Consider the following 23,064-nt stretch of genomic DNA (forward strand, 5'->3'; position numbering starts at 1 on the left):
CGAAGGATGTCCTTTACTTTCATGAAGAAACTAGCACAGATTTTACTCCTTCTAGTGTCTGCGGTCTTTATGCCGGTGTATGCTTCGGCCCAGGAAACATATCGAATGACAGGTGCAGCACAGTTCGAACAGGGCCATGATACTCACAAGTTGCCCTTTCCGGTCAACCCACAGACCGCAGCCTTTCTCACTTTCGATGACAGTGCGTTTTCATTTCATTACGCCGGGCATAGTTGCAACGTAAAGATCGGCAAGAAAATGAAATTCTATGTCGACCCGGTCATCTCTCATTCGTTCGGTTCCAGGGATAAATTCAATGCTTTTCTGAGCACGAAATTCCATGCGAAAGGCGCGGCGCTGACTGACACCTATATCCTGGGTGATGTAGACGCGCCGCTATGCTCGGGCTTTCGGTCAGCGATGATCTATCGATCGCCGGACGAGATGGTGCTGCTCGACGGTTCGTGGGCGTACGCCTTCGAGCGTCAGAGCCATGCGCCGATAAACGCGGAGCAAAGTTTCGACTGCAATAAAGCGGCAACGAATGTCGAGCACCTTATATGCAAGAATCCGGATCTGATTAAGCTTGATGCAACCGTCAATCGTGGCTACGTAGCGATGATGCTGACCAATTCGAAAGAAATTTCATACCAAGATCCAGTGAGACTGAATCAAATCAATTGGATCAAGACAGTGCGGAATTCCTGCGGCGATAATGCTTGCTTGATGAAAGCATATAACGATCGCATAGCTTACATAAAAGGCAGGATAGCAAGCACCTACCCGTCTTATCCAGAAGAAGACTCCAATCAAGAAGGCGATTGATGTACGCGTGCGTCTATCCAGGCAACACGCGTAAATTTGTTCTCAATTTTGTCGAGGGGTAAGATGGCACTACCTATCATCGTGGTCGGAGATACGACATCACATGGGGGGCGCGTGATTAGCGGATCGGATATCCATACGATTGGAGGTAAGGCGATTGCTCGTCTGCATGATCTCGTTGATTGCCCAGAGAAATATCCCGATGGCAAATCGCACGGCATTAACAAGATCATTGAGGCGCATCCGACGTTGACAATTGGCGGCGAGCGTGTGGCGCTACATGGTCATCACACCGAATGCGGTTGCATATTGATTGGCAGTACCGCTACACAGGTTGGAGACTAGTGCCAGCCCTGCGATCGGCTTAGGTCGGATTTACGTGCCGGATTGGGAATCGTGAGCAGGTGTGCGATCCCGATCCGGTATGGCGTCCGGCCTCCAGGACAAGTGGCGTGATCGTGTGCGACGGCCCACGTCATTGAGCCTCGGATCCGATGGTCGACAGCCGACGTTAAGTGACGGACATCTGTCAGAGCAAATTTCCAACGCTATCGAAGCTCGTGGCGTTACGGTCGATGTCGTATATCGAGGTCCAAGCGACAGAGAAGGGCTTGTTGCGAAGGATGGCGAGATAGGTTGTATTGACGGCGTTGCCAATGCGTGCGACTTGGGTGCTTTAACTTAATATTGAACTACGATATCTGGCACTAGGTACTCGGTAATGAAAGATGCCGGATACACCTCTTTTCCAGTTATTGTTAGTAGTGAGACCTCTTTTCAGTGATAACCCGCGACGAACGTTTCAAAATGTCTCGGGCTTACCTTGCCGATGCGGGCTTTGTATTACTCGATCGCGAGTGGTATACCGTGCGTCATCGGTATCGGTTCCAATGTGCGGACAAGCACATTTCCTTAATGTCTGGAGCGAATCTTATGCTCCAAATTGTCTTATCCGGACTGAAGTCGACGCTTGTTCGCGTCGGCCGCGCGAGTTTCGCTAAGAAAGCATCACCGCCGACTATGGTAGAGACGGGCAATGTCAACTTGAAGCGCCCAGCGGATAGAATGGGGAAATGCCAAAGATCCGCAACCCGTTTCACGGCTACCGCTTCCCGGCCTCGATCATCAGCTGCGCGGTACGCTGGTACCACCGCTTCAATCTGAGCCTGCGCGACATCGAGGAACTGCTGCTTGAGCGCGGTGTGACTGTGACCTACGAATCAGTACGCAACTGGTGTGACCGGTTCGGCGCGCAGTTTGCCCATTGCACGAAAGCCGTGCGCGGCAGGTCAGGCACGACCTGGCATCTCGATGAATTGTTCGTGAAGCTGCGCGGCGAGCCGTACGTGCTGTGGCGCGCGGTGGACGAACATGGGATCGAACTGGACGTGCTGCTGCAGAAGCGCCGCGACAAGGCGGCCGCGAAGCGCTTCTTCAGACGCATCCTGCGCGCAAACCCGGTACCCCGGAAGATCGTCACCGACCAGTTGCGCAGCTATCCGGCGGCAAAGGCAGAGGTGCCCGAACTGGGCGGGGTGAAGCACGTATTTGTGAAGGCCTGTGCCAAGGTGAACAACCGGGCAGAAAACAGTCACCAGCCCACGCGCCGGCGTGAGCGCCAGATGCAGGGGTTTCGCGATCCGCTGCGCACTCAGGCTTCCCTTTCACGTTTCGGTCCGATCCGGCAACACTTCGCGCTACCCCGTCACTGCATGAGGGCTGCGGATCACCGCACCCAGCTGAAGGAACGCATTGCCAGCTGGTACCGCTGGAGCGACGCAGGCTCGCTCGATAATCAGCAGGATTCCTTCTCATCACCAATTCGAACAGCCTCCAGCACTGAACTTGACAAAGCCATTTGCGGCAGTTTTCCGTTGCCCAGCTTATGCCGAACGGCGAAGTGACACTTTTACTTCGCAAACGGTGACAACTTTGCTTCGGTCTACGAGACAAGAAGCGGCAGCCGGCCAAAAATGCGCCCCGACTTCGCCCGCTCCCACGGCCGCCGCGCCGGCACGCCAAACAAGCGGCGCAAAAAAGCCCGGCCCATCGCGTGACCGCGACGGGCCGGGCCATCGGCATTCCGGGGCGCGGCCCCGGGTCAGCCGTCCTTACTGCGCAGCCGGGGCGCTCGCCGCATCGGCCGCCGGCGCGGCCGGCTTCTTCGCGGCGTGACGCGGCGCGTGCTTCGCGGCTTGCGGGCCATGCTGCTCCCAGCGCTCGCCGAAGGCCTTGTCGGCCAGGGCCTTCTGTTCCGGCGTGAGTGCGTCGTAGAGCGGGCTGAATGTGTCCACCAGCTTCTTCGCGCCGTCGGCGTTCGCCTGGGCGATTTCGGCGTACTGCTTCACGTCGTCGACGGCGGTGGCCGTCTTCTTGTTTTCCATGCGCTCGCCATAGAGGCGGCCCATCGTTTCGCCGTTTTCGCGCATCGTGTCGGCGAACGGCTTCCACTGGGCTTCCTGCTGCGGCGTGATCTTCAGCTGCTTGTGCAGGTAGGCGATCCGTTCCTCGACACGTGCCTCGTGGCGGGCAGCGTGGGTGGCGGCCGGCGCCGATGCGGCAGCGGGAGCGGGAGCCGACGCGGGCGTCTGGGCTTGGGCGGCGATCGAGCCGGTGAGCGCGCACAGCGCAGCGAGGGTCAGCGAGATCTTTTTCATTTGAACTCCTGTGTGATGTCATACGGCAGCCGGCACTGCCCGTCCATCGATCGGAAGCAAGCCGTGAGCCGGAGCCGCGCATCATTAGTAGCATGCTCGCGGAAAAATGTGCAGCGCAGCGACATCTGCTTACAACCGAAACGAAACCGAAATCGCTGCGGCGCGAACCGATTCGCGCGATCACCGAATCTCGCGCACGCATCGTTTCCAAGCGCCGCCCGCGCGGCCGCGTTTATCTCGGAAGGCGCTATTATCGCGACACCTTGTCACGGAAATTGTCATGCGCCCACCTCGACTCGACCAACTCGATGCGCTCGACCGCAATCTCGTCTCGCTGCTGCAGGCCAATGCCCGCGCGAGCGTGGCCGAACTTGCGCGTCAGCTCGACGTGGCGCGCACGACGGTGATCGCGCGCATCGAGCGGCTCGAACGCACGCAGGTGATTGCCGGCTACAGCGCGCGGCTGGGGCAGGACGTGCTCGACGCGAGCCTGGTGGCCTATGTCGGCATCATCCTCGCGCCGAAGTTCGGCCAGGACGTGCTCCGGCGGCTCGACCGGATGCCCGAGGTGCAGTTGCTCTGCGCGGTCAGCGGCGAATACGACTACATCGCGTGGCTGCGTGCCGATTCGCCGGGCCGCCTGAACGACCTGCTCGACGAGATCGGCTCGCTCGACGGCGTGGAGCGCACCACCACCTCGATCATCCTCGCGCGCAAGATCGATCGCGGCACGATCACGGTGTGAGTTCCGGCATCGCCGTCGCGCCGCGCATCGGCCGGCGCACCGGGGCGGCGCCGTTTGCCTTCCCGGTTGTCGCGAGTCTGACGATGCGATGGCGCTCGTTCGCGCCTTTCGCAGCGTGATCCACGGCGCGCCGCCCGTGGAACGTGAGCGACTCGTGTCGTGACTTGTCATAGAGACGAAATGCTTCGTCAAAACGACGAAATCAGACGTCGAAGCGCTGCATTTTCCGTCTATCAAGTGTTTTTGACGATTCGTACACTCTTTGACAGGCACCTCATGCCACTCACAACAAACACGTCAGGAGCGTCACCATGAAGATCGCCATCGTCGGCGCCGGTCTCATCGGCCACACCATTGCCCATCTGCTGCGCGAAGCCGGCGACTACGACGTGGTCGCGTTCGACCGCGACGCCGACGCGCTTGCCAAGCTCGCCGAGGCCGGCATCGCCACGCGCCGCGTCGACTCCGCCGATTCGAACGCGCTGCGCGACGCGCTCCACGGCTTCGACGCGCTCGTCAACGCACTGCCGTACTACCTGGCGGTGAACGTCGCGCGCGCCGCGCGGGCCGCCGGCGTCCATTACTTCGATCTGACCGAGGACGTGCGCGCGACGCAGGCGATCCGCAGCCTCGCCGAGGGCGCCGAGCATGCCTTCATGCCGCAATGCGGGCTCGCGCCGGGCTTTATCGGCATTGCCGCGCATTCGCTGGTGGCCGGCTTCAGCGAGGTCCGCGACGTGAAGATGCGGGTGGGGGCGCTGCCCGAATATCCGACCAACGCGCTGAAGTACAACCTGACCTGGAGCGTGGATGGTCTCGTCAACGAGTACTGCCAGCCCTGCGAGGCGATTCGCGACGGCCAGCGCCAATGGGTGCAGCCGATGGAAGGGCTCGAGCACTTCTCGCTCGACGGCACCGAATACGAGGCGTTCAATACCTCGGGCGGGCTCGGCACGCTCTGCGAGACGCTGGCCGACAAGGTGGGCACGCTCGACTACAAGACGGTTCGCTATCCGGGCCATCGCGACCTGATGCAGTTCCTGCTCGGCGACATGCGACTAGAATCCGACCGCGACGCGCTGAAGGCGATGCTGCGCCGCGCGGTGCCCACCACGACGCAGGACGTGGTGCTGGTGTTCGTGACCGTGACGGGCGTGAAGCGCGGCCAGCTCGTGCAGGACGTGTTCACGCGCAAGATCTTCGCCAACTCGATCGGCGGCATGCCGATGAGCGCGATCCAGATCACCACCGCGGGCTCGATGTGCGCCGTGCTCGACCTGTTCCGCGAGGGCGTGCTGCCGCAGCGCGGCTTCGTGCGGCAGGAGCAGGTGTCGCTGGAGGCGTTCCTCGGCAACCGCTTCGGCAAGCTCTACGACGGCGCGACGCTGGTGCCGGCACACGCGCTCGCCTGAGCGCGAACTGCGAGCCGGCGCGCCTGCCCCGCACGCGCGCGGGGATCGGGGCGGCTGATCGGCGGGCGCGGCGGGCCGCCCCGGCAAGCGTATCCGGAAGCCGCGCCTAGGCCGGCAGCGGCGGCACCATCGCGCCGCCGGCGGGCGGCACGATCCGATGCAGCAGCGCCTCGATATCGGCGCCGGTCGGGGCGGTGTTGTCGAACCTCAGCAGCCCTTCGCAGGCGGCGCCCTCCGGCACGAAGCGGCGCTGCCGGTACGCGTCCCAATGCGCGAGCTTGTAGGCGTCGTTCGGATTGCCGCGCGCGATGATGCGCGCGCGCGCGGTTTCCTCCGAGGTTTCCACCCACACCACGCGCAGCTCGATGTCGTGGCCGATGCCGAGCCATTGCCGGTTCAGCAGCCGTCCGTCGCGGATCTCGCGCGACAGCGGCGCCACCACCAGCACGCTGATGCCTAGTTCGAGGTTCTCGCGCGCGGTGTCGAGCAGACCCTGGTATTCCGGGTCGCGCAGATGCTGCAGGTAGAGCGGGCTGTCGCGATCGTTCGGGTCCTGCGTCAGCGCGCCCATCGCGGCCGAGCTGTAGCGGCCGTACAACGTGTCCTTGTCGAGCAGGCAGAATGCCTCGCCGGTGGTCCGCATCAGCGGGCCGATCAGTTGCTTGGCGAGCGTGGTCTTGCCGGTGCCGGCATGACCGCAGAAAAACACCAGGTATTTCACGAGCGCGGGCCTCCGGAGGTGGCGGCGGCAAGCCGGACGGGAACGGCGCGAACGCCATGAGCGTCGTGCGCGCGGCACCGGCGGTGCCGCCATGCATGCGCGATGATGACCGCGAACGGCGGGGCGCGCAAGCGCACGCGGTGGCGGGCAGGCGGCTGCGCGCGGGCCGGCGCAGCCGCTACACTAGCGGACCGACTTCAAGACCGAAACGGACGTTTCCACCGACACAATGTTGATCAACTGCGTTGCGTATCAGAACGGCCGGAAGCTGGCCGACATCGAAATCGACGACATCAGCGACTACGTCGCGCGCCCGGAGTGCTTCGTCTGGGTCGCGCTGAAAGAGCCGAGCCCGGCGGAGCTCGAACGCATGGGCGAGGAGTTCGGCCTGCACGAGCTGGCGCTGGAGGACGCGCGCAACGGCCACCAGCGCCCGAAGATCGAGGAATACGGCGATTCGCTGTTCGCCGTGCTGCACACGGTGGAGTTCGACGCCGCCGGCGAGTTCGAGATCGGCGAGCTGAACGTGTTCGTCGGCCCGAACTACGTCCTGTCGATCCGCAATCACAGCTCGCACGGCTTCCAGGACGTGCGGCTGCGCTGCGAGCGCGAGCCGCACCTGCTGAAGGAAGGCTCGGCGTTCGTGTTCTACGCGCTGATGGACCAGGTCGTCGATCGCTATTTCCCCACCGTCGAGCGGCTCGGCGCCGAGCTGGAGGCGTTGGAGGACCGCATCTTCGAGAAGTCGTCGCCGGCCACCGCGCGCGCCATCATCCAGGATCTCTATTCGCTCAAGCGCCGCCTCGTGACCGTCTACCAGCACACGGCGCCGCTGATCGAACCGCTCTCGAAGCTGGTGGGCGGGCGCACGCCGCAGATCTGCAGCGGCATGGAGCATTATTTCCGCGACGTGTACGACCACCTGCAGCGCATCACCAAGACGCTGGAGGCGCGGCGCGAGATGGTGGTGACGGCGGTGCAGGTGGATCTCGGCATGATCTCGCTCGCCGAGAGCGAGGTGACCAAGCGGCTCGGCTCGTTCGCCGCGCTGTTCGCGATTCCGACCATGGTGGCCGGGATCTACGGTATGAACTTCAACAACATTCCGGAGCTGCACTGGCGCTTCGGCTTCTACGCCTGCCTCGGCGTGATGGCGGTGGCCGACCTCGCGCTCTGGTGGCGCTTCCGGCGCGCCGGCTGGCTGTGAGCGGGGCCGCCGGCCCTGGCGCGGTCAGCGCTGCGCGTAGCGGCCGGCGGCCACGTTCCAGCGCCGCACCTGCCACTGCCGCACGAGGCCGTTGCGCACATAGGGGTCGGCCGCCGCGAACGCCTCGGCGGCGGCCGGCGTGTCGCCCGTGAACAGCAGCACCGCGCAGTCGGCCGGATCGGCCAGCGCGCCGCCGAGCAGCAGCTCGCCACGCTCGGTCGCGGCCTGGGCGAGCGCGAGATGTTCCTCGCGATATGCGCCGCGGCGTTCGAGATAGTTGTCGACCAGATCGTAGGTCAGCAGATAGAACATCGGGCCTCCTGTGGCGGGATCGCGGAGCGGGGCCGCGGGCCGGCCGGCGGCCGGGCACGTCCAGTATAGGCGCCGCGCCCGCGCCGGCGAACAAATGCTTACGATTCGATACGGCGGCGCACGGCCTGCCGGGGCACACTGCGCGCAGCCCGGCCGGGCGTGCCGCGAGGGGCGGCGCGCGGCGGGCCGCCTGAAGGATCCTGCCGATGCAAGTTCGAACCCTGTTGCTCGCCGGCGCGCTCGCGCCGTTGATGGCCGCCTGCGGCTGGTTTCACGACGGCCCGGCGCCGGCCGATATCGACGCCGCGGTGCGTCAGGCGCTCGACGCCGAGAATCACGGCCCCGTCAACACCTTCTTCGGGCGGCCGCTGCCGGTGGCCGCCGACATCGCCTCGATCGGCCAGGACGGGCCGTGCCGCAAGACGGCCGAGCACGCCTATACCTGCGAGGTGGTGATCACGTGGCACTCGGGCAAGGCCGACGACGCGTCGTCGTCGCGCGCCTCGCTGGTGTTCTCGAAGAACGGCCGGGACGAGTGGCAGACCTATGGCGTCGATGCGGCGATCGTGGCGGGCGCCGCGCATGCGATGGTCGACGAAATTCGTCGGGCGCTGCCGGGCGGCGCGGCGTCCGAGGGCAGGGCGTCGGACGCCTCCGCACGCTGACGCGAGCGGAGGCGGTCGGCGGCCCGCGCCGGCCGCGCGGCGTCAATGATGGGCGTAGGCGGCGGGCGGCGCGGCGTGACGCGTATGGCGAGCCCGATGGCGGCTGCGCGCGTGGGTCGGCCGATGAGCCGGCGCCCGCCGCGCGGCGGGCGCCGGCTGGGGCCGCGCGGCGCTCGCCCGCGGCGGCGTGGCCTTGCCGTCGGCTCGCTGGCCCGGCAGCGCCGCCTGGCCCTCGCCGAAATGGAAGGTCTGGGCTTGCGCCGATGCCGGGTGGCTCGCGGCCAGGGTGGCGAGTGCCGCGACCGCGAGCAGGGTGCGCAACAGCGGATGCAGGGTAGGCAGGTTCATCGCGTGAGCAGAGCAGGAGGAGGAAGCGGATCGGCAAAGGCGGCATGCGCGGCGACGCCAGCGCATGCGAAGCACCCGGCCGGGCGGCAACGCGGGCCGGTGCCGAGACGGCAGGCCGGCCCGCCGCGGCATTCACCAGCGGCGATCATCGTGGTCGCGGGCATGGCCGCGGTCATCATAGCCGCCCGGCCAACGCGAGCGGTTCCATTCGTCGCGGCCCCAGTAGCGGCGGCCGTCCCAGTAGCGGTCGCCATGCCAGCCGACGTTGACGTCCACCACGGCCACGCCGGGCTGTCCGTAGCCAGGCTGAGCGGCGTAACCGCCGCCGTAGCCGCTGTAGCCGCCGCCGTAGGCGGGGCCGGCCGGATAGGCGACGCAGCCGGTCAGCACGGCGCCGGCGGCGAGCGCCGGCAGCAGCAAGACGAGCCTGTTCATGGCATTCCCCCAACTCGTGGTGTGAAGATCGCAGCATAGGGGCAGCGATCTTCACCGGCGGTAAGGGATTGCAACCGTTGATGACGGCCGTGACGGCCGGGTGAAGGCCCGCTGAAGACCCGCTGGGGCCCGCGAGCCGCCGGCGCAGCCGGGGTCATGGCTGGCGGCTCGCGGCCGTGTCCTCGGCGGGCTCGCTGCCCGGCGCGTTCTGGATCATCAGCATCTGCGGGCTCGACAGCGTGATGGAGGCGGCGCGCAGCTGTTTCAGGATCTCGAACAGCAGGTCGCTCTTGGTCGAGGCCGTCACGCGCGGGCTGTTCACGTAGCCGGTCACGCTGAGCGTGATGCCGTCCGGCGTGAGCTGGCTGAAGGTCACCGACGGCGCCGGCTTTTCCAGAATCCCGGGGTGGGACCGGTAGGCGTTGAGCAGCAGGTCGCGCACCTGCTCGGGATCGGTGTTGAGCGGGAACGTCAGCATCAGGGTGGCCACCCCCTGGGTGCTGTTGCCCATCGTCACGTTGCGCAGGTTCTGCGAGATCAGCTGCGAGTTCGGCACGATCACGGTGGAGCGGTCGGCGAGCTGGATTTCGGTGGCGCGCACGTTGATGCGGCGGATGTCGCCTTCCACGCCGCTGATGCTGACCATGTCGCCCACCTTCACCGGCCGCTCGGTCAGCAGGATCAGCCCCGACACGAAGTTCTTGACGATCTCCTGCAGGCCGAAGCCGATCCCCACCGACAGCGCGCTGACGATCCACGCCAGGCTGCTCCACTGCACGCCCAGCAGCGACAGCGTCATCAGCACCAGCAGCACGTAGCCGAGGTTGCTGAACAGCGTGATGAGCGAGGCGCGCATGCCCGGGTCCATGCCGAGCGTGGGCAGGAACTCGTTGTCGAGCCAGAGGCGGATCGAGCGCAGCAGCCAGAAGCCGATCACCAGCGCGAGCACCGCGTTGACGATGCGGTCCGGCACGATGTTGAGACTGCGCAGCCGGGTGCCGCCGAGCATCGTGAGCATGCTGTCGAGCAGGTCGCTCGGGGTGGTGCCGAAGCCGCCCGTGACGAGCGCCAGCGCGGCGAGCAGCACCAGGAGCGCGACGCCGCAGCCCGACAGCAGCGTCGAGGCCTGTTCGAGATGGTGATCGGCGAGCCCGAACAGATGCTTGATGGTGTTGCCGCTCGCGTAGCTGGTGGAGAACAGGCTCGCGCAGACGTCGCGCGTGAGCTGGGTCAGCACGTAGAAGCTGCACAGCACGATCTCGAACCAGACCAGCTCGTAGGTGATGAAGCGCGCCACCGTGATGTAGCCGATCAGGAGCGCGGCGAGCGAGGCGATCACGGCCAGCGTCACGCCCGCGTGGATCAGGCCGGTCAGCGTGGAGCGCGCCTCGGGCGGCTCGCCGGCCGCGGCCAGCTCGGCGCGCGCGCGGTTGGCGCGCAGCAGCGAGGCGCCGATCGTCAGCGCCACCACCAGCGCGACGATACCGCGCCCGAACACGGTCACGGGCAGGCTCGTGTCGGCGATCCGGTTCAGCTGTTCGAGCGTGCCGGACACCATCAGCAGCGCGGCCAGGACGGTCGGGAAGCGCTGCATCGCGAGCGCCACCGGGTCGGCGATGGCGGGCAGCCGCCAGCTCGGATGGCGCGTGCAGAGCAGCGCGCGGCCGAGGCCGGCGATCAGCGCGCAGGTCAGGGCCAGCTCGGCGAGCTTCCCGGCGAAGTCGTCGAGCGCGGGCGTGAGCGCGTCGCCGCGCGTGAGCGCGAGCAGCAGCAGCTGCATGGCGGTGCCGGTGGCCAGCAGGGTGGCGAGCGCGGTGGTCAGCGCCAGCGCGCTGCGGCGCAGCCGGGTGGGCGGCAGCCGGTTCAGGCAGAACCACGAGAAGCCGCGTTCGAGCAGGCGCCGGCCCAAGCTCCAGGTCGCCACGCCCAGCACCAGCATCACCAGCGTGCCGACGCGCCGCTCGGGGTCCCAGGCGAACGCGAACTGCGCGGCGATCTGGCCGAAGAACGCGTGCAGGCGCTGGCGGTCGCCGGGCAGCGGGGTGTGCAGCGGCGCCCAGAACGTCGGCCCGAGCAGGCTGCCCGAGCGCAGCGCGAGCTGGTCGCGCAACAGTCCGCGCCGCAGCTTCGCGAATTGCTGGTTGAGGTTGGTGAGGTCCACCTTTTCGGCGCTGGCCTGCTTGATCACCGCATCGAGCTGGTCGCGGCGCGCGGTCAGGTCGGCGCGCTGCCGCGCCACGGCCGGCGTTTCCGGCGCCGCGCCGGCCGCGGGCGGAGGACCGAGCACGTCGAGCTGCGCCTGCAGCTGCGCGCGTTGCGGCGTGAGCGCGTCGAGCAGGTTGTCGACGTTGGTGCCGAGCTGCTCGGCGGCCGCGTCGAGCGTGTCGAGCTGCTGGTTGCTGGTGGCGGCCGAGGTCTGCTGCTTGATGCGGTCCTGCTCGGCCTGCAGGCGCTTGAGCGAGGCCACGGCATCGTCGTAGGAGATCGACGGCGCGGCGGCGGCGCTCGCGCTGGTGGCCGAGGCGGCGAACGGCGCGGCCTGCGCGGGCCGGAGCGGCATGGCGATGAGGCCGAGCAGCATCCACGTCATTGGCGCGAGCAGGCGCGCCAGTCGGGCGGTCAGGGGCATGGACGAAACACCTTTTTCTTGTCGGCGCGGCCAGCGGCGGCCGGCGATGCGGGCCGCCAGCTTGCCACGAAGCGCGGGATCGAGATGTTACCGGCTGCGCCGGCGGATGGGGAGCGCGCCGTGGGCGTGGGCCGGCGCGGCGGGCGCGCCAGCGAGGCCGGGCGGCGCGCTCGGGCGCGCGGCCCTGGGCCGCCGGCCAAGGTGCCGGCGCGCGGCCGAGGCATGGCGCCGCCTCGCGCGGCGCGCATGCCGCGTCACAGATGGTTACGCCCGTTACATTGCGAGCGCGGCCCCGCGGGCGCCGTCGCGGCGGCGCGCGGTCCGGCGGGATACGCTGGCACCGGCCAGCGAGCCGGGATGCCGCGCGTCCGGCCGCGCCGGGCCCGAGCGCGGCCGCCGCCCGCGCAACGGGTGTCTCGCGAACCGTATTGCCCGGGGAGGTCGCGCGTGGCAAAGTTCGCTACCGACCCTTTATTGGGTCTACCGCTGCGCGCAGCATGCCGGGCTGCCCGCGCGTGCGGATTTCGGCGTCGACCCGGCGTCGATCCGGCGGCGTGCCGCCAAGGCCGGCTCGTCGCCGACACGGCACGGCGGCTCGGCATCGCCCAAGTCTGCGCCTATGATGCGATGTGCAGCGAGGCCGGCTGCCTGAGGCGCGCGGGCGACGGGCGCGGCAGGGCCTGTCGTTCGACGGCTCGCGCCTGACGCCGCACGGCGCGCGCGACCTGATGAGCCGCATCGCGCCGCAGTTGCCGCACTGAAGCGGCACCGCCGCGGCGGCGCATCGATTGCCGGCATGGACCACCTTTGCGGAGGGCATCGAGATGGCATTTCCCAACCGGCCGATCGCGTTCGTTCTGGCGGCCTCGAATCACGGCACCATGATCGTGAACCGCCACGATCACAATACCGCCGTGGAGGGCTACACCTACGGCGTCGGGCACCAGATCCTGCAGAACGGCTGCTTCGACGCGAGCGAGATCGGCTTCGTGCTGGCGATGCTCACGCGCCGCCGCGAGCTGCACGGTGACGGGATCGTGGCGATCGACGGCGGCGCCAACATCGGCGTGCATACGATCGAATGGGCGCGGCACATGCATGGCTGGGGCCGGGTGCTGAGCTTCGAGGCCCAGGAGATCGTGTTCTACGCGCTGGCCGGCAACATCGTGCTGAACAACTGCCTGAACGCGCGCGCCAAGCTGGCCGCGCTCGGCGAGCGCTGCGGCGAGCTGGTGATCCCGCAGCCCGACTATCTCTCGCAGGCGAGCTTCGGCAGCCTGGAGCTGCGCCGCCGTGACGGCAACGAATTCATCGGCCAGGTGATTTCGTATGACACGGCGGCCGGCACCACGGTGCCGATGGTCAGCATCGATTCGCTGGGCCTCGCGCGCGTGGACCTGATTAAGCTCGACATCGAGGGCATGGAGCTGGAGGCGCTCACGGGCGCGCGCGACACGCTGCGCCGCTGCCGGCCGATGCTGACCATCGAGGTGCTGAAGACCGATCCGGTGCTGGTCGAGCGCTTCCTCGACGAGTTCGGCTACCGCTGCGTGCCGGCCGGGCTGAACATGATCGCCGTGCATCGCGACGACCCGGTTTCGCCGCATCTGCAGCAGGGCGACGGCGTGGTCTACATCAGTTGAACCGCGGCCGCGCCGGGATCTCCCGGGCCGCTCCCCGTGCCGCAGCCTCGTCGATCGTCAAAAATCGAAAGATTTTCGTAATATTCCTGTCGGAAACGGCCACGTTTCGATATCCTGCCGGTGTGGCGGTCGTGTCCGGCGCCAAGCGTGCATGGCCCGATCCCGGAGCGCCAGCCCCTAGCAGTGAAAACCCGCTAGGGGCTTGCCTTTACGTAGTCGCCGCCGGAGTCGTCGGCGCGCTTTTCCAGTATCATGCGCGGAGCGCGGCGCAGGCTCGACACACCGGGGGCGGATCGTCGGCCGCTCGTCGGAACCGGCTCGGCTTGCGAAAAACAATTTGTAATGTTGCTCCGTTAGACTCGCGCATCCTGACGCCGGCAGGGGCCGGGGCGTCATGCCTGCGAAGACCGCGTCCGGGGACGCGGCCGCATACGACGGCGGCAACGGCGGCGGCGTCAATTCTCGCGACAGGTTCCAGCCTGACTTTTCAGATTCATGTCCTTCAGTGATTTATCGCGGCGCGCGGCGGCCAAGATCGCGCGCGTTCGCCAGTCCATTCCGCTCGATCGGCTTGTCTCGCCGCTGCTCGCGCTCGGCATCGGCATTGCGCTGCTGTTCGTGTTCCAGCACCTGTCGGAGACCGTCGACTACAAGTCGGTGATCCGCAACCTGCGCCACCTGGCGCCCGGCGAATGGGCCGGCGCGCTCGGCGCCACCGCGCTCAGCTACGCCGGCTTGGTGGCGCGCGACGCGATCGGCCTGCGCTACGTGGGCGCGAAGGTGCCGCGCGTGTCGCTGTGGATCGGCACCATCGCCGGCACCGCGCTCGGCAACGCCACCGGCTTCGGCGCGCTGACGGGCGGCGCGGTGCGGGTGCGCGTGTACGGCGCCTCGGGCGTGAGCGCGGCCCAGGTCGGCCGCATGACGGTGTTCATGGGCGGCACGCTGGTGCTCGGCATCGTCGCCATGACGGCGTTCGGCATGGTGGGCGGCTCCGGGCCGCTGGCCTCGATGCTGCCGGTGGCGAGCGGCTGGCTGCGTGCCACCGGCGTGGTGCTGCTGGTGCTGCTGGCCGGGCTGATCGCCTGCTGCGGGCCGGTGCCGCGCCAGCTCCGCTGGCGCTGGCTGTCGTTCGACGTGCCGTCGCGGCGCGACCTGATCGGCCAGCTGGTGTTCGCGATGGTCGACGTCGCCGCGGCCGGTCTCGCGCTGTGGTCGCTGCTGCCGCACGGCCACGTCGACCTGGTCACCTTCCTCACCGTCTACGCGGCCGCGCTGCTGCTCGGCATGATCGGCCACACGCCGGGCGGGATCGGCGTGTTCGAGGCGGCCATGACGTTCGCGCTCGGCGGCGCGGTGCCGCCCACCTCGATGCTGGCCGCGCTGATCGCCTATCGCGCGATCTATTTCGGCGTGCCGCTGGTGCTGTCGGCCGGCCTGCTGGCCGTGTTCGAGGGGCGCGCGGTCAGCCAGCGTTTCGTCTCGTCGCAGGCCGCCCAGGTCTCGCAGCTCGCACCGCTGTTCCTGAGCCTCGTCACCTTCGCGGTGGGCAGCATGCTGGTGGTGTCGGGCGCCACGCCGGCGTTCTGGCAGCGCATCGCCGTGCTGCGCAACGTGATTCCGCTATGGGTGCTCGAAGGCTCGCAGGTGCTCTGCAGCGTGCTCGGCGTGTCGCTGCTGTTCGTCGCGCGCGGGCTGCTGCGCCGGCTCGACGCCGCCTGGTGGATGGCGCTCGCGCTCACGCTCGCCAGCCTCGCGCTGTCGTTCGCCAAGGGGCTGGCGTTCGTCGAGGCCGGCGTGCTGGTGGTGCTGTTGCTGCTGCTGCTGGTGTCGCGGCGCCGCTTCAACCGGCATTCCTCGCTGTTCGCCGAGCCGTTTACGGTCGGCTGGTTCGTCTCGGTGGCGCTGGTGCTGATGCTGGCGGTCTGGGTGCTGCTGTTCGCGTTCCGCGACATTCCCTACACGCATGGAATCTGGTCGCAATTCTCGTTCGACGAGCGCGCCTCGCGCGCGCTGCGCGCCACGCTCGCGGCCGGGGTGTTCGCGGCGATGGTCTCGCTCTGGCAGCTGCTGCGCCCGGCGGCCGGCCGCTTCGTGGTGCCCGAGCCGCAGGATCTGGCCGACGCGGCGCGCATCATTCGCGCGCAGGAGCGCAGCGACGTGGGCCTCGCGCTGATGGGCGACAAGAGCTTCCTGTTTTCCGAGTCGCGCGAGGCGTTCCTGATGTACGCCAAGCACGGCCGCACCTGGGCCGCGCTCTACGATCCGGTCGGCCCGCGCCACGAGTGGGCCGGGCTCGTCAACCAGTTCATCGCGCGCGCCCACTCGCACGGCGGGCGCGCCGCGTTCTACCAGGTGCGGGCCGAGGCGCTGCCGCTCTATCTCGACGCCGGCCTCACGCTCGTCAAGCTCGGCGAGGAGGCCCACATCGCGCTCGAGCGCTTCGACCTGAAGGGGGCGAACCGCTCGCATCTGCGCTACGCGCTGCGGCGCGGCGACCGCGATGCGATGTCGGTGGAGGTGATTCCGCCGCACGGCGTGCCCGACATGCTGCCGGTGCTGCGCGAGATCTCCGACGACTGGCTCGACAGCCGCGACGCGCGCGAGAAGAGCTTCTCGATCGCCGCGTTCCACGACGGCTATCTCGCCACCCAGTCGGTGATGCTGGTGCGCCAGAACGACGTGCCGGTGGCGTTCGTCACGTTCATGACCACCGACCTGAACACCGACGCGACGGTGGGCGTGATGCGGCACGTGCCCGAGGCCTCGCCCTATGCGATGGAATACCTGTTCACGCAGCTCGCGCTGTACCTGAAGGAGGCCGGCTTCCGGCGCCTGAGCCTCGGCATGGCGCCGTTTTCGGGGATGGGCACGGCGCCGATGTCGTCGGTCTGGCACCGGCTCGGCCGCGTGGTCTGGCGCTTCGGCGGGCGGTTCTACAATTTCCGCGGCTTGCGCGCGTTCAAGAGCAAGTTCGAGCCGCAATGGGAGCCGCGCTATCTCGCGGCGTCCGGATCGGTCGGCGTTTTCGTTACACTCGCGGATCTTTCCTTGCTGGCGGGAGGTCGGCGTTCATGATGATTCAGGGTTGGAAGCGGCACGCGGCGGTGGCCGCGGCGGCACTCGCATTGGTGCAGGCGCCCGGCGCGCAGGCGAAGACGGACAGGGCGGCCAGCGCGGCCGCGCATGCCGAGGCGGCGAGTCCCGCCTCGGGCGCGACGCTCGCCGGCCGCAGTTCGGGCCGGCTGCCGGGCGGGCGCTACGGGGACGTGACCGTGGTGCGGCCGGACGGCGAGGTGCGCGGCTTCGTGGTGCTGTATTCGGCCGCGGGCGGCTGGAGCGCGGCCGATCAGGCGACCGCCGAGGCGCTCGCGAAGGCGGGCGCGCTGACGGTGGGCGTCGATACGGCGCGCTACGCCGCGAACCTCGCGAAGACCAAGGAAAGCTGCCACGAGCTGGTGGGCGACGCCGAGGCGGTCAGCCATCAGCTCGAACGGCAGCTGAAGACCCCGCGCTATTTCGCGCCGATCGTGGCCGGCATCGGGCAGGGCGGCACGCTCGCGCGCCAGGTGCTCGCGCAGGCGCCCGAAAACACGATTTCGGGCGCGGTGGCGGTGGCGCCGGCCGCCAGGCTCGATCCGCGCTTCAAGATGTGCCCGCCGGACCCGACCGTGAGCCGCCGCAAGATTCCCGGCTTCGTCGACACGGCCGCCAGCGGCGACGTGGAGCGGCTCGTCACGCTGCTCGCGCCGCACCTGCACGACGGCAGCGCCGACCAACTCGACGTGTCGGACCTGCCGCTCGTCGAGCTGCCGGCCGCGCCGGGCGGCGCGGCCGCCGGCAGCGGGCTGCTCGCGATCGTGATCTCCGGCGACGGCGGCTGGCGCGATCTCGACAAGACCATCGCCGAAGCGCTGCAGAAGGACGGCGTGGCGGTGATCGGCTGGGACAGCCTGCGCTACTTCTGGAGCGAGAAGACGCCGGCGCAGACCAGCCACGATCTGGCGCGCGTGATGCAGACCTACATGGCGCGCTGGCACGCCTCGCACGTCGCGCTGATCGGCTACTCGTTCGGCGCCGACGTGATGCCGTTCGCCTACAACCGGCTGCCGCCGTCGCTGAAGGACAAGGTCGCCGTGATCTCGCTGCTCGGCTTCGCGCCGGCCGCCGATTTCCAGATCCGCGTGACGGGCTGGCTCGGCATGCCGGCAAGCGACAAGGCGCTGCAGGTGCGGCCCGAGTTCGACAAGCTGCCGCTCGCGCGGGTGCAGTGCTTCTACGGCGCCACCGAGGAGGACACGCTGTGCCCGGCGCTGGCCAAGACCGGTGCCGAGGTGATCAAGACGGGCGGCGATCACCATTTCGGCGGCGACTACATCGCGCTCGAGCGGCGCATTCTCGACGCGCTGCGCCGCAACGCGGCGCAGCACTGAGCGCGGGGCGGGACGGGCGGCGCGGCCGCCCGGCTTCGCGAGGGCGGCGCCCCTGGCCGTCTCGTAGCTGACGACCACGCGCCGCCCGCATGGCTCAGCGGTTCACGTCCACCACGAGCCGTCCGCGCACCTGCCCGGCCAGCAATTGCGCCGCGGCCGGAATCGCATCGGCCAGCGCGATCTCGCGCGTGATGGTGTCGAGCTGCGCGAGATCGAGCGTGTCGGTGAGCGCACGCCAGGCCGCCTCGCGTTCGGCATAGGGGCGCGTGACGCTGTTGATGCCGAGCAGGCTCACGCCGCGCAGGATGAACGGCGCGACCGTGGCCGGGAAGGCCATGTCCTGCGCCAGCCCGCAGGCAGCCACCGCGCCGTCCGCACGCGTCGCCGCGCAGACGTTGGCGAGCGTCGTGCCGCCCACGGAATCGATCGCCGCGGCCCAGCGTTCCCTTTGCAGCGGCTTGCCGGGTTCGGCCAGCGTGGCGCGGTCGATCACCTCGGCGGCGCCGAGCGCGTGCAGGTAGTCGGCCTCGTGGGTCCTGCCGGTGGACGCCACCACGCGGTAGCCGCGCCGCGCCAGCAGGGCGATGGCGAAGCTGCCCACGCCGCCGCTCGCCCCCGTCACGAGCACGTCGCCGTGCGCGGGGCCGATGCCGTGGCGCTCCAGCGCTAGCACGCAAAGCATCGCCGTGTAGCCCGCCGTGCCGGCCGCCATCGCCTGTCGCGCGGTGAGCCCGGCCGGCAGCGGAATCAGCCAGTCGCCGTTCACGCGCGCCTTCTGCGAGAGCCCGCCCCAGTGCTGCTCGCCCACCCCCCAGCCGTTCAGCACCACCGCGTCGCCGCGCCGGTAGGCCGGATGCGTGCTGTCGGCCACGCGGCCGGCGAGGTCGATGCCGGGCACCATCGGGAAGCGCCGCACCACCGGGCTCTTGCCGGTGATGGCGAGCCCGTCCTTGTAGTTGAGCGTGCTGTAGGCGACCTCGACCAGCACGTCGCCGTCGGGCAGGCGGGTGTCGTCGAGCGTCTCGACGCGCGTGCGGCTCGCGCCGTCGGCGTCCTGGTCGATCAGAAGACAGTGGAACATGGTGCGTCTCTCGGTGGCGAATCAGTCCGCTGGCGGACGGGCGGGAGCCCGGGCCGGCCGCGCGCGCGGCAGGCCGGCGAGGAACCCGTTGAAGAACGTGTCGAGCGGCGTGGCGCTGCGCACCAGCCGCGCGCGCAGTACCGCGCCTTCCCAGCCGATCCAGAAGAACGCGGCGAGCGCGTCGAGATCGGCGTCGGCCGCGAGCGTGCGCTCGCGCTGCGCGTCGCTCAGGCAGCGCGCGACGCGGGCCTGCCAGCCCGCGACGATCCGTTCGAGCGCGTCGCGAAAATCGTCCGGCAGCGCGCCCAGCTCGAGCCCCAGATTGCCGATCAGGCAGCCGCGCGTGAAATCGTGGCGCGCCATGCCGGCCTTGGCGTCGGCGACGAACGCGGCGAGCCGCGCGAGCGCCGGGCGGCTGCCGTCGAGCAGCCAGTGGTCGAGCTTCGCGGCGAAATACGCGTCATAGGCCTCCATCAGCTCGCGGCCGAACGCGTCCTTGCTCGCGAAGTAGTGATAGAACGAGCCCTTCGGGATGTTGACGCGCTTGAGCACGGTGTCGAGCCCGGTGGCCGTGAAACCCTGCTCGGTCAGCAGCTCCATGCCGGCGCGCAGCAGCACGGCGCGCGTGTCGGCATGGGCCTGCGGGTGCTTCGGGGGGCGGCCGCGGCGCGGCTTGTCGGATGGCACGGGCATGCGGCCGATTTTAGACCGACCGTCTATGAAATTCAACGAAGGGGCGGGCGCACAGCCGGCGCCGCCCGCCGCCACGCCTTCGCTCGCGGCGGGAATAACGCGCGGACACGGGCGGGACGGTCGTGTCCTCAGCGCGGCGCGGGCGCCGCGGCATGGGCCGGCGTGAGATCGAGCACGCGCGGCTCGCCCGCGACGAACCGGCCGCCGGCCGCGTCGTGTTCGTAACGCGTGACACGCGCCCGGCGCGCGCCTTCGCCGGCGTGGTCATAGGCGATCAGGTTGACCGAGTTCGGCTGCCCGTCGCGCACGCGCCACGACACGGCGGTGCCGCCCTGGATCGCGTAGACCTTGCGCGTCGAGCCCGCCACCGCCACCGCGTTGATTTCCGGCCGATGCGTATGGCCGCCGAGGACCAGGTCGACGCCGGCATCGGCCCAGCGGCGCAACGCGGCTTCGGCGCCGTGCAGGCGGTCGTGGCGCTTGCTCGGCCCGGCGGTGGCGATCGGCTGATGCACGACCGCCACGCGCAGCTGTGCCGGCCGGGCCAGTTCGAAGCGCCGCGCGACGCGCTCGATCTGCGCGGCCGAGATTTCGCCCGCCGTGTGGCGCGCGGGCCGCGTCGTGTTCACGCCTTGGACCAGCAGCGTCGGCGCGTCGAACACCGGCTCCAGGTCCGCGCCGAACGCGTGCCGGTAGCGCGCGTAGGGGCGCCACAGCCGCGCGAACGGGTCGAAGAGCGGTATGTCGTGATTGCCGGGAATGGCCAGCAGCGCCTGCGGGCCGAGCCGGTCGACGAACGCGCGCGCCGCGTCGAACTGGCGGCGGCGCGCGCGCTGCGTCAGGTCGCCCGACAGCACCACGAGGTCCGGGCGCAGCGTGGTCACGAGCGCCACCAGCGCATCGACGGCGGCCGGCCATTCGGCGCCGAAATGCGGATCGGAAACCTGCAGCAGCGTGCTCATGCGCGGTTGCGCTCGGCGACGTCGGGCTCGGGCTTGAGCAGGCGCAGCGGCCGGTCGGCCAGGCGAAACTCGAGCGGCAGGTCGAGCCAGGCGATCTCGCCGTCGGTGGCGACCTTGATGCGGCGGCGCCGCCGCGAGGCGCGCGTGACGGTGAAGCGCGTGAAGCCGAAGCCGACCACGTCGCCCGCGTCGCGGACCCGGCTGAACGCGCCGCGCAGCGACAGCAGGATCTGCGCGAGCCGCCCATGCGCGAGCGGCGCCAGCGCCACCAGCATGCCCTGCGCGAGCAGCGGCGCCTCGGCCGCGCCCACTTGTTCGAGCTGGAGCCGGTTGTTGGCGACGAACAGCGTGGTGGTGCGCAACTCGCGCGCGGTGCCCTCGTGATCGACATGCAGCCGCAGCAGCCGGTGCGGGCGCAGCAGCGTGGCGATCGCCGAGCCTAGCGCCACCAGCCGGCTGCGGCCGAACTGGCGCTTGTAGGCCTCGCGCTGTTCGAGCAGCTTCGGATAGAGCCCGAGGCTCGCGTTGACGAGGAACAGCGCATCGTTGACGAAGCCCACCTGCACCGGATGCACGCGCGCGCTGAGCAGCAGCGCGATGGCCTGTTCCGGATCGGCGGGAATGCCGTGGTCGCGGCTGAAGTAATTGAAGGTGCCGCGCGGCAGCACGCCGAACACGCAGCCCGCGTCGAGCGCGGCGCGCGCCACCGTGCGCAGCGTGCCGTCGCCGCCCACGCCCACCAGCACGCCGCCGCGCGCGAGGCCGGCCGCGCGCGCGGCGCTCGCTTCCAGCTGCGACGGATCGGCCACGCTCACGAGTTCGTAGCGGCGGCCGCTGCGGCCGAACGCGGCGTCGAGCTGGGCCACCAGCGTGTCGAGTTCGCGCCGCCGGCCCGAGCCGGCATTGACGACGAACACGAACGGCGCGTCGTGGTCGGGGGCCGGCTCGGCGGACGCGCATGGCAGTGCGGCTGGGGTGGACATCGGGAGGGCCCTCGGGGCAGGTGGTGGCTTACGATTGTATTTCAGTTGCGAGCGACCGGGCGAGCGTGCCGCCGCTGAAGGCCCGCATCGCCAAGCCCGTCGGGCTCCGCTACACTTCGCCGGCGAAGCGGCCCGCGCGGCCGCCGGAATCGCGAGCGGCCCAGGCCGCGCGGCGCATCGACAGGAGGAGCAAGACATGGACGGCATCCAGGCGAGCGGGGCGGACGCGGTCGCGGTGACGACCTGGCGCGGCGACGCGCTGGAGAACGCGCATCGCGCGCAGATCGCGGTGGTGGATGCGGCCGGCCGGCTGCTGGCCGGTTTCGGCGACCCGTTCCGGGTCACGCTGGCGCGCTCGGCCGCCAAGCCGGCGCAGGCGCTCGCGGTGGTGGAAACGGGCGCGCTCGAGCGTTTCGGCTTCGACGAGGCGGACCTTGCGCTGATGAGCGCCTCGCACAGCAGCGAGCCGCGCCATGTCGAGCGCGCCCGCGCGATGCTGGCCCGGCTCGGCGCCGCCGAGCCCGACCTGCGCTGCGGCCCGCACCCGCCGATCTCGGAGGCCGTCGCGCGCGATTGGATCCGGCGCGGCATCGAGCCGAGCGCCGTGTGCAGCAACTGTTCGGGCAAGCACGCGGGGATGCTGGCCGGTGCGCGCGCGCTCGGCGCGGCGCTCGACGGCTATCATCTGCCCGAGCATCCGATGCAGCGGCGCGTGAGGCGCACCGTGGCCGAGCTGTGCGACCTGCCCGAGGACGGCGTGGCCTGGAGCATCGACGGCTGCAACCTGCCCACGCCGGCGTTCCCGCTCGATCGCCTCGCGCTCGTCTATGCCCGGCTCGCGCAGGCGGCCGACGCCGTCGACGGCGGCGCCGACGCGCCGCGCCCGACGGCGCTCGCGCGCATCCATCGCGCCATGACGCGCCATCCGGAGATGGTGGCCGGCGAGGGGCGCTTCTGCACCCAGCTGATGCGGGCGTTCGACGGCGCGCTGGTAGGCAAGCTCGGCGCCGACGGCTGCTACGGGATCGGCGTGCGGGCCTCGGACGACACGCGGCGGCTCGGCGCCGAGGGCGCGCTCGGCATCGCGGCCAAGATCGAGGACGGCAACGTCGCCGTGCTCTACATGCTGATGAGCGAGGTGCTGGCGCGGCTGCGGATCGGCAGCGAGGCGCAGCGCGGCGCGCTGGCCGCGTTTCATCGGCCGCCGATGCGCAACACGAAGGGCGTCGAGACGGGCCGCGTGGCGTTTCCGTTCGAACTGCGGACCCACTGAGCGCTGCGCCTCGAGCGCCGAGGATTCGCCCCGTGTCCGA

The 23,064-nt window shown here is 69.2% G+C and carries 21 protein-coding genes; 11 read left to right on the forward strand and 10 right to left on the reverse strand.

Annotated elements, in window-relative coordinates; all coding sequences use genetic code 11:
• The first annotated feature begins 21 nt into the window (after positions 1-21).
• The 3 genes from KS03_RS30465 (at position 22) to KS03_RS25030 (ending at position 2,729) form a co-directional block, all read left to right on the forward strand.
• A complete protein-coding gene (locus KS03_RS30465; RefSeq protein WP_232252257.1) occupies positions 22-825 on the forward strand; it encodes a lysozyme inhibitor LprI family protein in 804 nt (267 codons plus the stop codon).
• Between the two features lie 63 nt (positions 826-888).
• Positions 889-1,170 carry a PAAR domain-containing protein gene (locus tag KS03_RS30470; RefSeq protein ID WP_015875666.1) on the forward strand — a complete coding sequence of 94 codons (282 nt, stop codon included), beginning with the start codon at positions 889-891 and terminating at the stop codon, positions 1,168-1,170.
• A 728-nt stretch (positions 1,171-1,898) separates the two neighbouring features.
• Positions 1,899-2,729 (forward strand): IS6 family transposase, encoded by an 831-nt coding sequence (locus tag KS03_RS25030; protein WP_015875667.1) that lies wholly within the window; start codon positions 1,899-1,901, stop codon positions 2,727-2,729.
• 207 nt (positions 2,730-2,936) lie between these two features.
• Here the strand turns inward: KS03_RS25030 and KS03_RS25035 are convergent, their stop codons facing one another.
• Positions 2,937-3,482 carry a Spy/CpxP family protein refolding chaperone gene (locus KS03_RS25035; protein ID WP_015875668.1) on the reverse strand — a complete coding sequence of 182 codons (546 nt, stop codon included), beginning with the start codon at positions 3,480-3,482 and terminating at the stop codon, positions 2,937-2,939.
• Positions 3,483-3,762: 280 nt separating this feature from the next.
• Here KS03_RS25035 and KS03_RS25040 point away from each other — a divergent pair, with 280 nt between their 5' ends.
• Positions 3,763-4,227, forward strand: a complete 465-nt coding sequence (locus KS03_RS25040; protein ID WP_015875669.1) for an Lrp/AsnC family transcriptional regulator — start codon at positions 3,763-3,765, stop codon at positions 4,225-4,227.
• A gap of 311 nt (positions 4,228-4,538) precedes the next feature.
• Complete coding sequence (locus KS03_RS25045) at positions 4,539-5,639, forward strand: saccharopine dehydrogenase family protein (protein ID WP_017424832.1); 1,101 nt, start codon at positions 4,539-4,541, stop codon at positions 5,637-5,639.
• Positions 5,640-5,745: 106 nt separating this feature from the next.
• Here the strand turns inward: KS03_RS25045 and KS03_RS25050 are convergent, their stop codons facing one another.
• Complete coding sequence (locus KS03_RS25050; protein WP_015875671.1) at positions 5,746-6,360, reverse strand: P-loop nucleotide/nucleoside kinase family protein; 615 nt, start codon at positions 6,358-6,360, stop codon at positions 5,746-5,748.
• A 229-nt stretch (positions 6,361-6,589) separates the two neighbouring features.
• Between KS03_RS25050 and corA the strand changes: the two genes are divergently transcribed.
• Positions 6,590-7,567, forward strand: a complete 978-nt coding sequence (gene corA, locus KS03_RS25055) for a magnesium/cobalt transporter CorA (RefSeq protein WP_015875672.1) — start codon at positions 6,590-6,592, stop codon at positions 7,565-7,567.
• Between the two features lie 24 nt (positions 7,568-7,591).
• Here corA and KS03_RS25060 read toward each other — a convergent pair whose 3' ends face one another.
• Positions 7,592-7,879: a YciI-like protein gene (locus KS03_RS25060; RefSeq protein WP_015875673.1), complete on the reverse strand. Its 288-nt coding sequence runs from the start codon at positions 7,877-7,879 to the stop codon at positions 7,592-7,594.
• Positions 7,880-8,085: 206 nt separating this feature from the next.
• Here KS03_RS25060 and KS03_RS25065 point away from each other — a divergent pair, with 206 nt between their 5' ends.
• A complete protein-coding gene (locus KS03_RS25065) occupies positions 8,086-8,544 on the forward strand; it encodes a hypothetical protein (RefSeq protein WP_015875674.1) in 459 nt (152 codons plus the stop codon).
• Between the two features lie 42 nt (positions 8,545-8,586).
• Here the strand turns inward: KS03_RS25065 and KS03_RS25070 are convergent, their stop codons facing one another.
• The 3 genes from KS03_RS25070 to KS03_RS25080 all read right to left on the reverse strand — a co-directional run bounded on the left by KS03_RS25070 (position 8,587) and on the right by KS03_RS25080 (position 11,917).
• The gene (locus KS03_RS25070) at positions 8,587-8,892 is read right to left on the reverse strand and encodes a hypothetical protein (RefSeq protein WP_015875675.1); all 306 of its coding nucleotides are present in this window, start codon (positions 8,890-8,892) and stop codon (positions 8,587-8,589) included.
• 132 nt (positions 8,893-9,024) lie between these two features.
• Positions 9,025-9,327, reverse strand: coding sequence for a hypothetical protein (locus tag KS03_RS25075; protein WP_015875676.1), 303 nt, complete (start codon positions 9,325-9,327; stop codon positions 9,025-9,027).
• A 154-nt stretch (positions 9,328-9,481) separates the two neighbouring features.
• On the reverse strand, positions 9,482-11,917 hold the full coding sequence (locus KS03_RS25080) for a DUF3772 domain-containing protein (protein ID WP_015875677.1): 2,436 nt from the start codon (positions 11,915-11,917) through the stop codon (positions 9,482-9,484).
• An 863-nt stretch (positions 11,918-12,780) separates the two neighbouring features.
• Here KS03_RS25080 and KS03_RS25085 point away from each other — a divergent pair.
• From KS03_RS25085 to KS03_RS25095, 3 genes are all read left to right on the forward strand, one after another.
• Positions 12,781-13,599 (forward strand): FkbM family methyltransferase, encoded by an 819-nt coding sequence (locus KS03_RS25085; RefSeq protein WP_015875678.1) that lies wholly within the window; start codon positions 12,781-12,783, stop codon positions 13,597-13,599.
• Between the two features lie 495 nt (positions 13,600-14,094).
• On the forward strand, positions 14,095-16,677 hold the full coding sequence (mprF, locus tag KS03_RS25090) for a bifunctional lysylphosphatidylglycerol flippase/synthetase MprF (RefSeq protein WP_015875679.1): 2,583 nt from the start codon (positions 14,095-14,097) through the stop codon (positions 16,675-16,677).
• Complete coding sequence (locus KS03_RS25095) at positions 16,674-18,032, forward strand: AcvB/VirJ family lysyl-phosphatidylglycerol hydrolase (protein ID WP_015875680.1); 1,359 nt, start codon at positions 16,674-16,676, stop codon at positions 18,030-18,032. Before mprF ends, KS03_RS25095 begins: the two co-directional genes overlap by 4 nt.
• A gap of 94 nt (positions 18,033-18,126) precedes the next feature.
• Here the strand turns inward: KS03_RS25095 and acuI are convergent, their stop codons facing one another.
• The 4 genes from acuI to KS03_RS25115 form a co-directional block, all read right to left on the reverse strand.
• The gene (gene acuI / locus KS03_RS25100; RefSeq protein WP_015875681.1) at positions 18,127-19,113 is read right to left on the reverse strand and encodes an acrylyl-CoA reductase (NADPH); all 987 of its coding nucleotides are present in this window, start codon (positions 19,111-19,113) and stop codon (positions 18,127-18,129) included.
• Positions 19,114-19,134: 21 nt separating this feature from the next.
• A complete protein-coding gene (gene acuR / locus KS03_RS25105) occupies positions 19,135-19,806 on the reverse strand; it encodes an acrylate utilization transcriptional regulator AcuR (protein WP_015875682.1) in 672 nt (223 codons plus the stop codon).
• Positions 19,807-19,934: 128 nt separating this feature from the next.
• Entirely contained in the window at positions 19,935-20,768 is an 834-nt protein-coding gene (locus KS03_RS25110; protein WP_015875683.1) for a metallophosphoesterase family protein, read from the reverse strand.
• On the reverse strand, positions 20,765-21,751 hold the full coding sequence (locus KS03_RS25115) for a diacylglycerol/lipid kinase family protein (RefSeq protein WP_015875684.1): 987 nt from the start codon (positions 21,749-21,751) through the stop codon (positions 20,765-20,767). Before KS03_RS25115 ends, KS03_RS25110 begins: the two co-directional genes overlap by 4 nt.
• A gap of 196 nt (positions 21,752-21,947) precedes the next feature.
• On the opposite strand from KS03_RS25115, the gene KS03_RS25120 reads away from it, so the two are divergent.
• Complete coding sequence (locus KS03_RS25120) at positions 21,948-23,024, forward strand: asparaginase (RefSeq protein ID WP_015875685.1); 1,077 nt, start codon at positions 21,948-21,950, stop codon at positions 23,022-23,024.
• The last annotated feature ends 40 nt before the right edge of the window (positions 23,025-23,064 follow it).

The organism is Burkholderia glumae LMG 2196 = ATCC 33617 (assembly GCF_000960995.1).
Taxonomy (GTDB): Bacteria; Pseudomonadota; Gammaproteobacteria; order Burkholderiales; family Burkholderiaceae; genus Burkholderia; species Burkholderia glumae.

Excerpts from the sequence above, each read along its gene's own strand:
- KS03_RS30465 (WP_232252257.1), top strand. The coding sequence starts at position 22 with ATGAAGAAACTAGCACAGATTTTACTCCTTCTAGTGTCTGCGGTCTTT.
- KS03_RS30470 (WP_015875666.1), top strand. The coding sequence starts at position 889 with ATGGCACTACCTATCATCGTGGTCGGAGATACGACATCACATGGGGGG.
- KS03_RS25030 (WP_015875667.1), top strand. The coding sequence starts at position 1,899 with ATGCCAAAGATCCGCAACCCGTTTCACGGCTACCGCTTCCCGGCCTCG.
- KS03_RS25035 (WP_015875668.1), bottom strand. The coding sequence starts at position 3,482 with ATGAAAAAGATCTCGCTGACCCTCGCTGCGCTGTGCGCGCTCACCGGC.
- KS03_RS25040 (WP_015875669.1), top strand. The coding sequence starts at position 3,763 with ATGCGCCCACCTCGACTCGACCAACTCGATGCGCTCGACCGCAATCTC.
- KS03_RS25045 (WP_017424832.1), top strand. The coding sequence starts at position 4,539 with ATGAAGATCGCCATCGTCGGCGCCGGTCTCATCGGCCACACCATTGCC.
- corA (WP_015875672.1), top strand. The coding sequence starts at position 6,590 with ATGTTGATCAACTGCGTTGCGTATCAGAACGGCCGGAAGCTGGCCGAC.
- KS03_RS25060 (WP_015875673.1), bottom strand. The coding sequence starts at position 7,879 with ATGTTCTATCTGCTGACCTACGATCTGGTCGACAACTATCTCGAACGC.
- KS03_RS25065 (WP_015875674.1), top strand. The coding sequence starts at position 8,086 with ATGCAAGTTCGAACCCTGTTGCTCGCCGGCGCGCTCGCGCCGTTGATG.
- KS03_RS25070 (WP_015875675.1), bottom strand. The coding sequence starts at position 8,892 with ATGAACCTGCCTACCCTGCATCCGCTGTTGCGCACCCTGCTCGCGGTC.
- KS03_RS25075 (WP_015875676.1), bottom strand. The coding sequence starts at position 9,327 with ATGAACAGGCTCGTCTTGCTGCTGCCGGCGCTCGCCGCCGGCGCCGTG.
- KS03_RS25080 (WP_015875677.1), bottom strand. The coding sequence starts at position 11,917 with ATGACGTGGATGCTGCTCGGCCTCATCGCCATGCCGCTCCGGCCCGCG.
- KS03_RS25085 (WP_015875678.1), top strand. The coding sequence starts at position 12,781 with ATGGCATTTCCCAACCGGCCGATCGCGTTCGTTCTGGCGGCCTCGAAT.
- mprF (WP_015875679.1), top strand. The coding sequence starts at position 14,095 with ATGTCCTTCAGTGATTTATCGCGGCGCGCGGCGGCCAAGATCGCGCGC.
- KS03_RS25095 (WP_015875680.1), top strand. The coding sequence starts at position 16,674 with ATGATGATTCAGGGTTGGAAGCGGCACGCGGCGGTGGCCGCGGCGGCA.
- acuI (WP_015875681.1), bottom strand. The coding sequence starts at position 19,113 with ATGTTCCACTGTCTTCTGATCGACCAGGACGCCGACGGCGCGAGCCGC.
- acuR (WP_015875682.1), bottom strand. The coding sequence starts at position 19,806 with ATGCCCGTGCCATCCGACAAGCCGCGCCGCGGCCGCCCCCCGAAGCAC.
- KS03_RS25110 (WP_015875683.1), bottom strand. The coding sequence starts at position 20,768 with ATGAGCACGCTGCTGCAGGTTTCCGATCCGCATTTCGGCGCCGAATGG.
- KS03_RS25115 (WP_015875684.1), bottom strand. The coding sequence starts at position 21,751 with ATGTCCACCCCAGCCGCACTGCCATGCGCGTCCGCCGAGCCGGCCCCC.
- KS03_RS25120 (WP_015875685.1), top strand. The coding sequence starts at position 21,948 with ATGGACGGCATCCAGGCGAGCGGGGCGGACGCGGTCGCGGTGACGACC.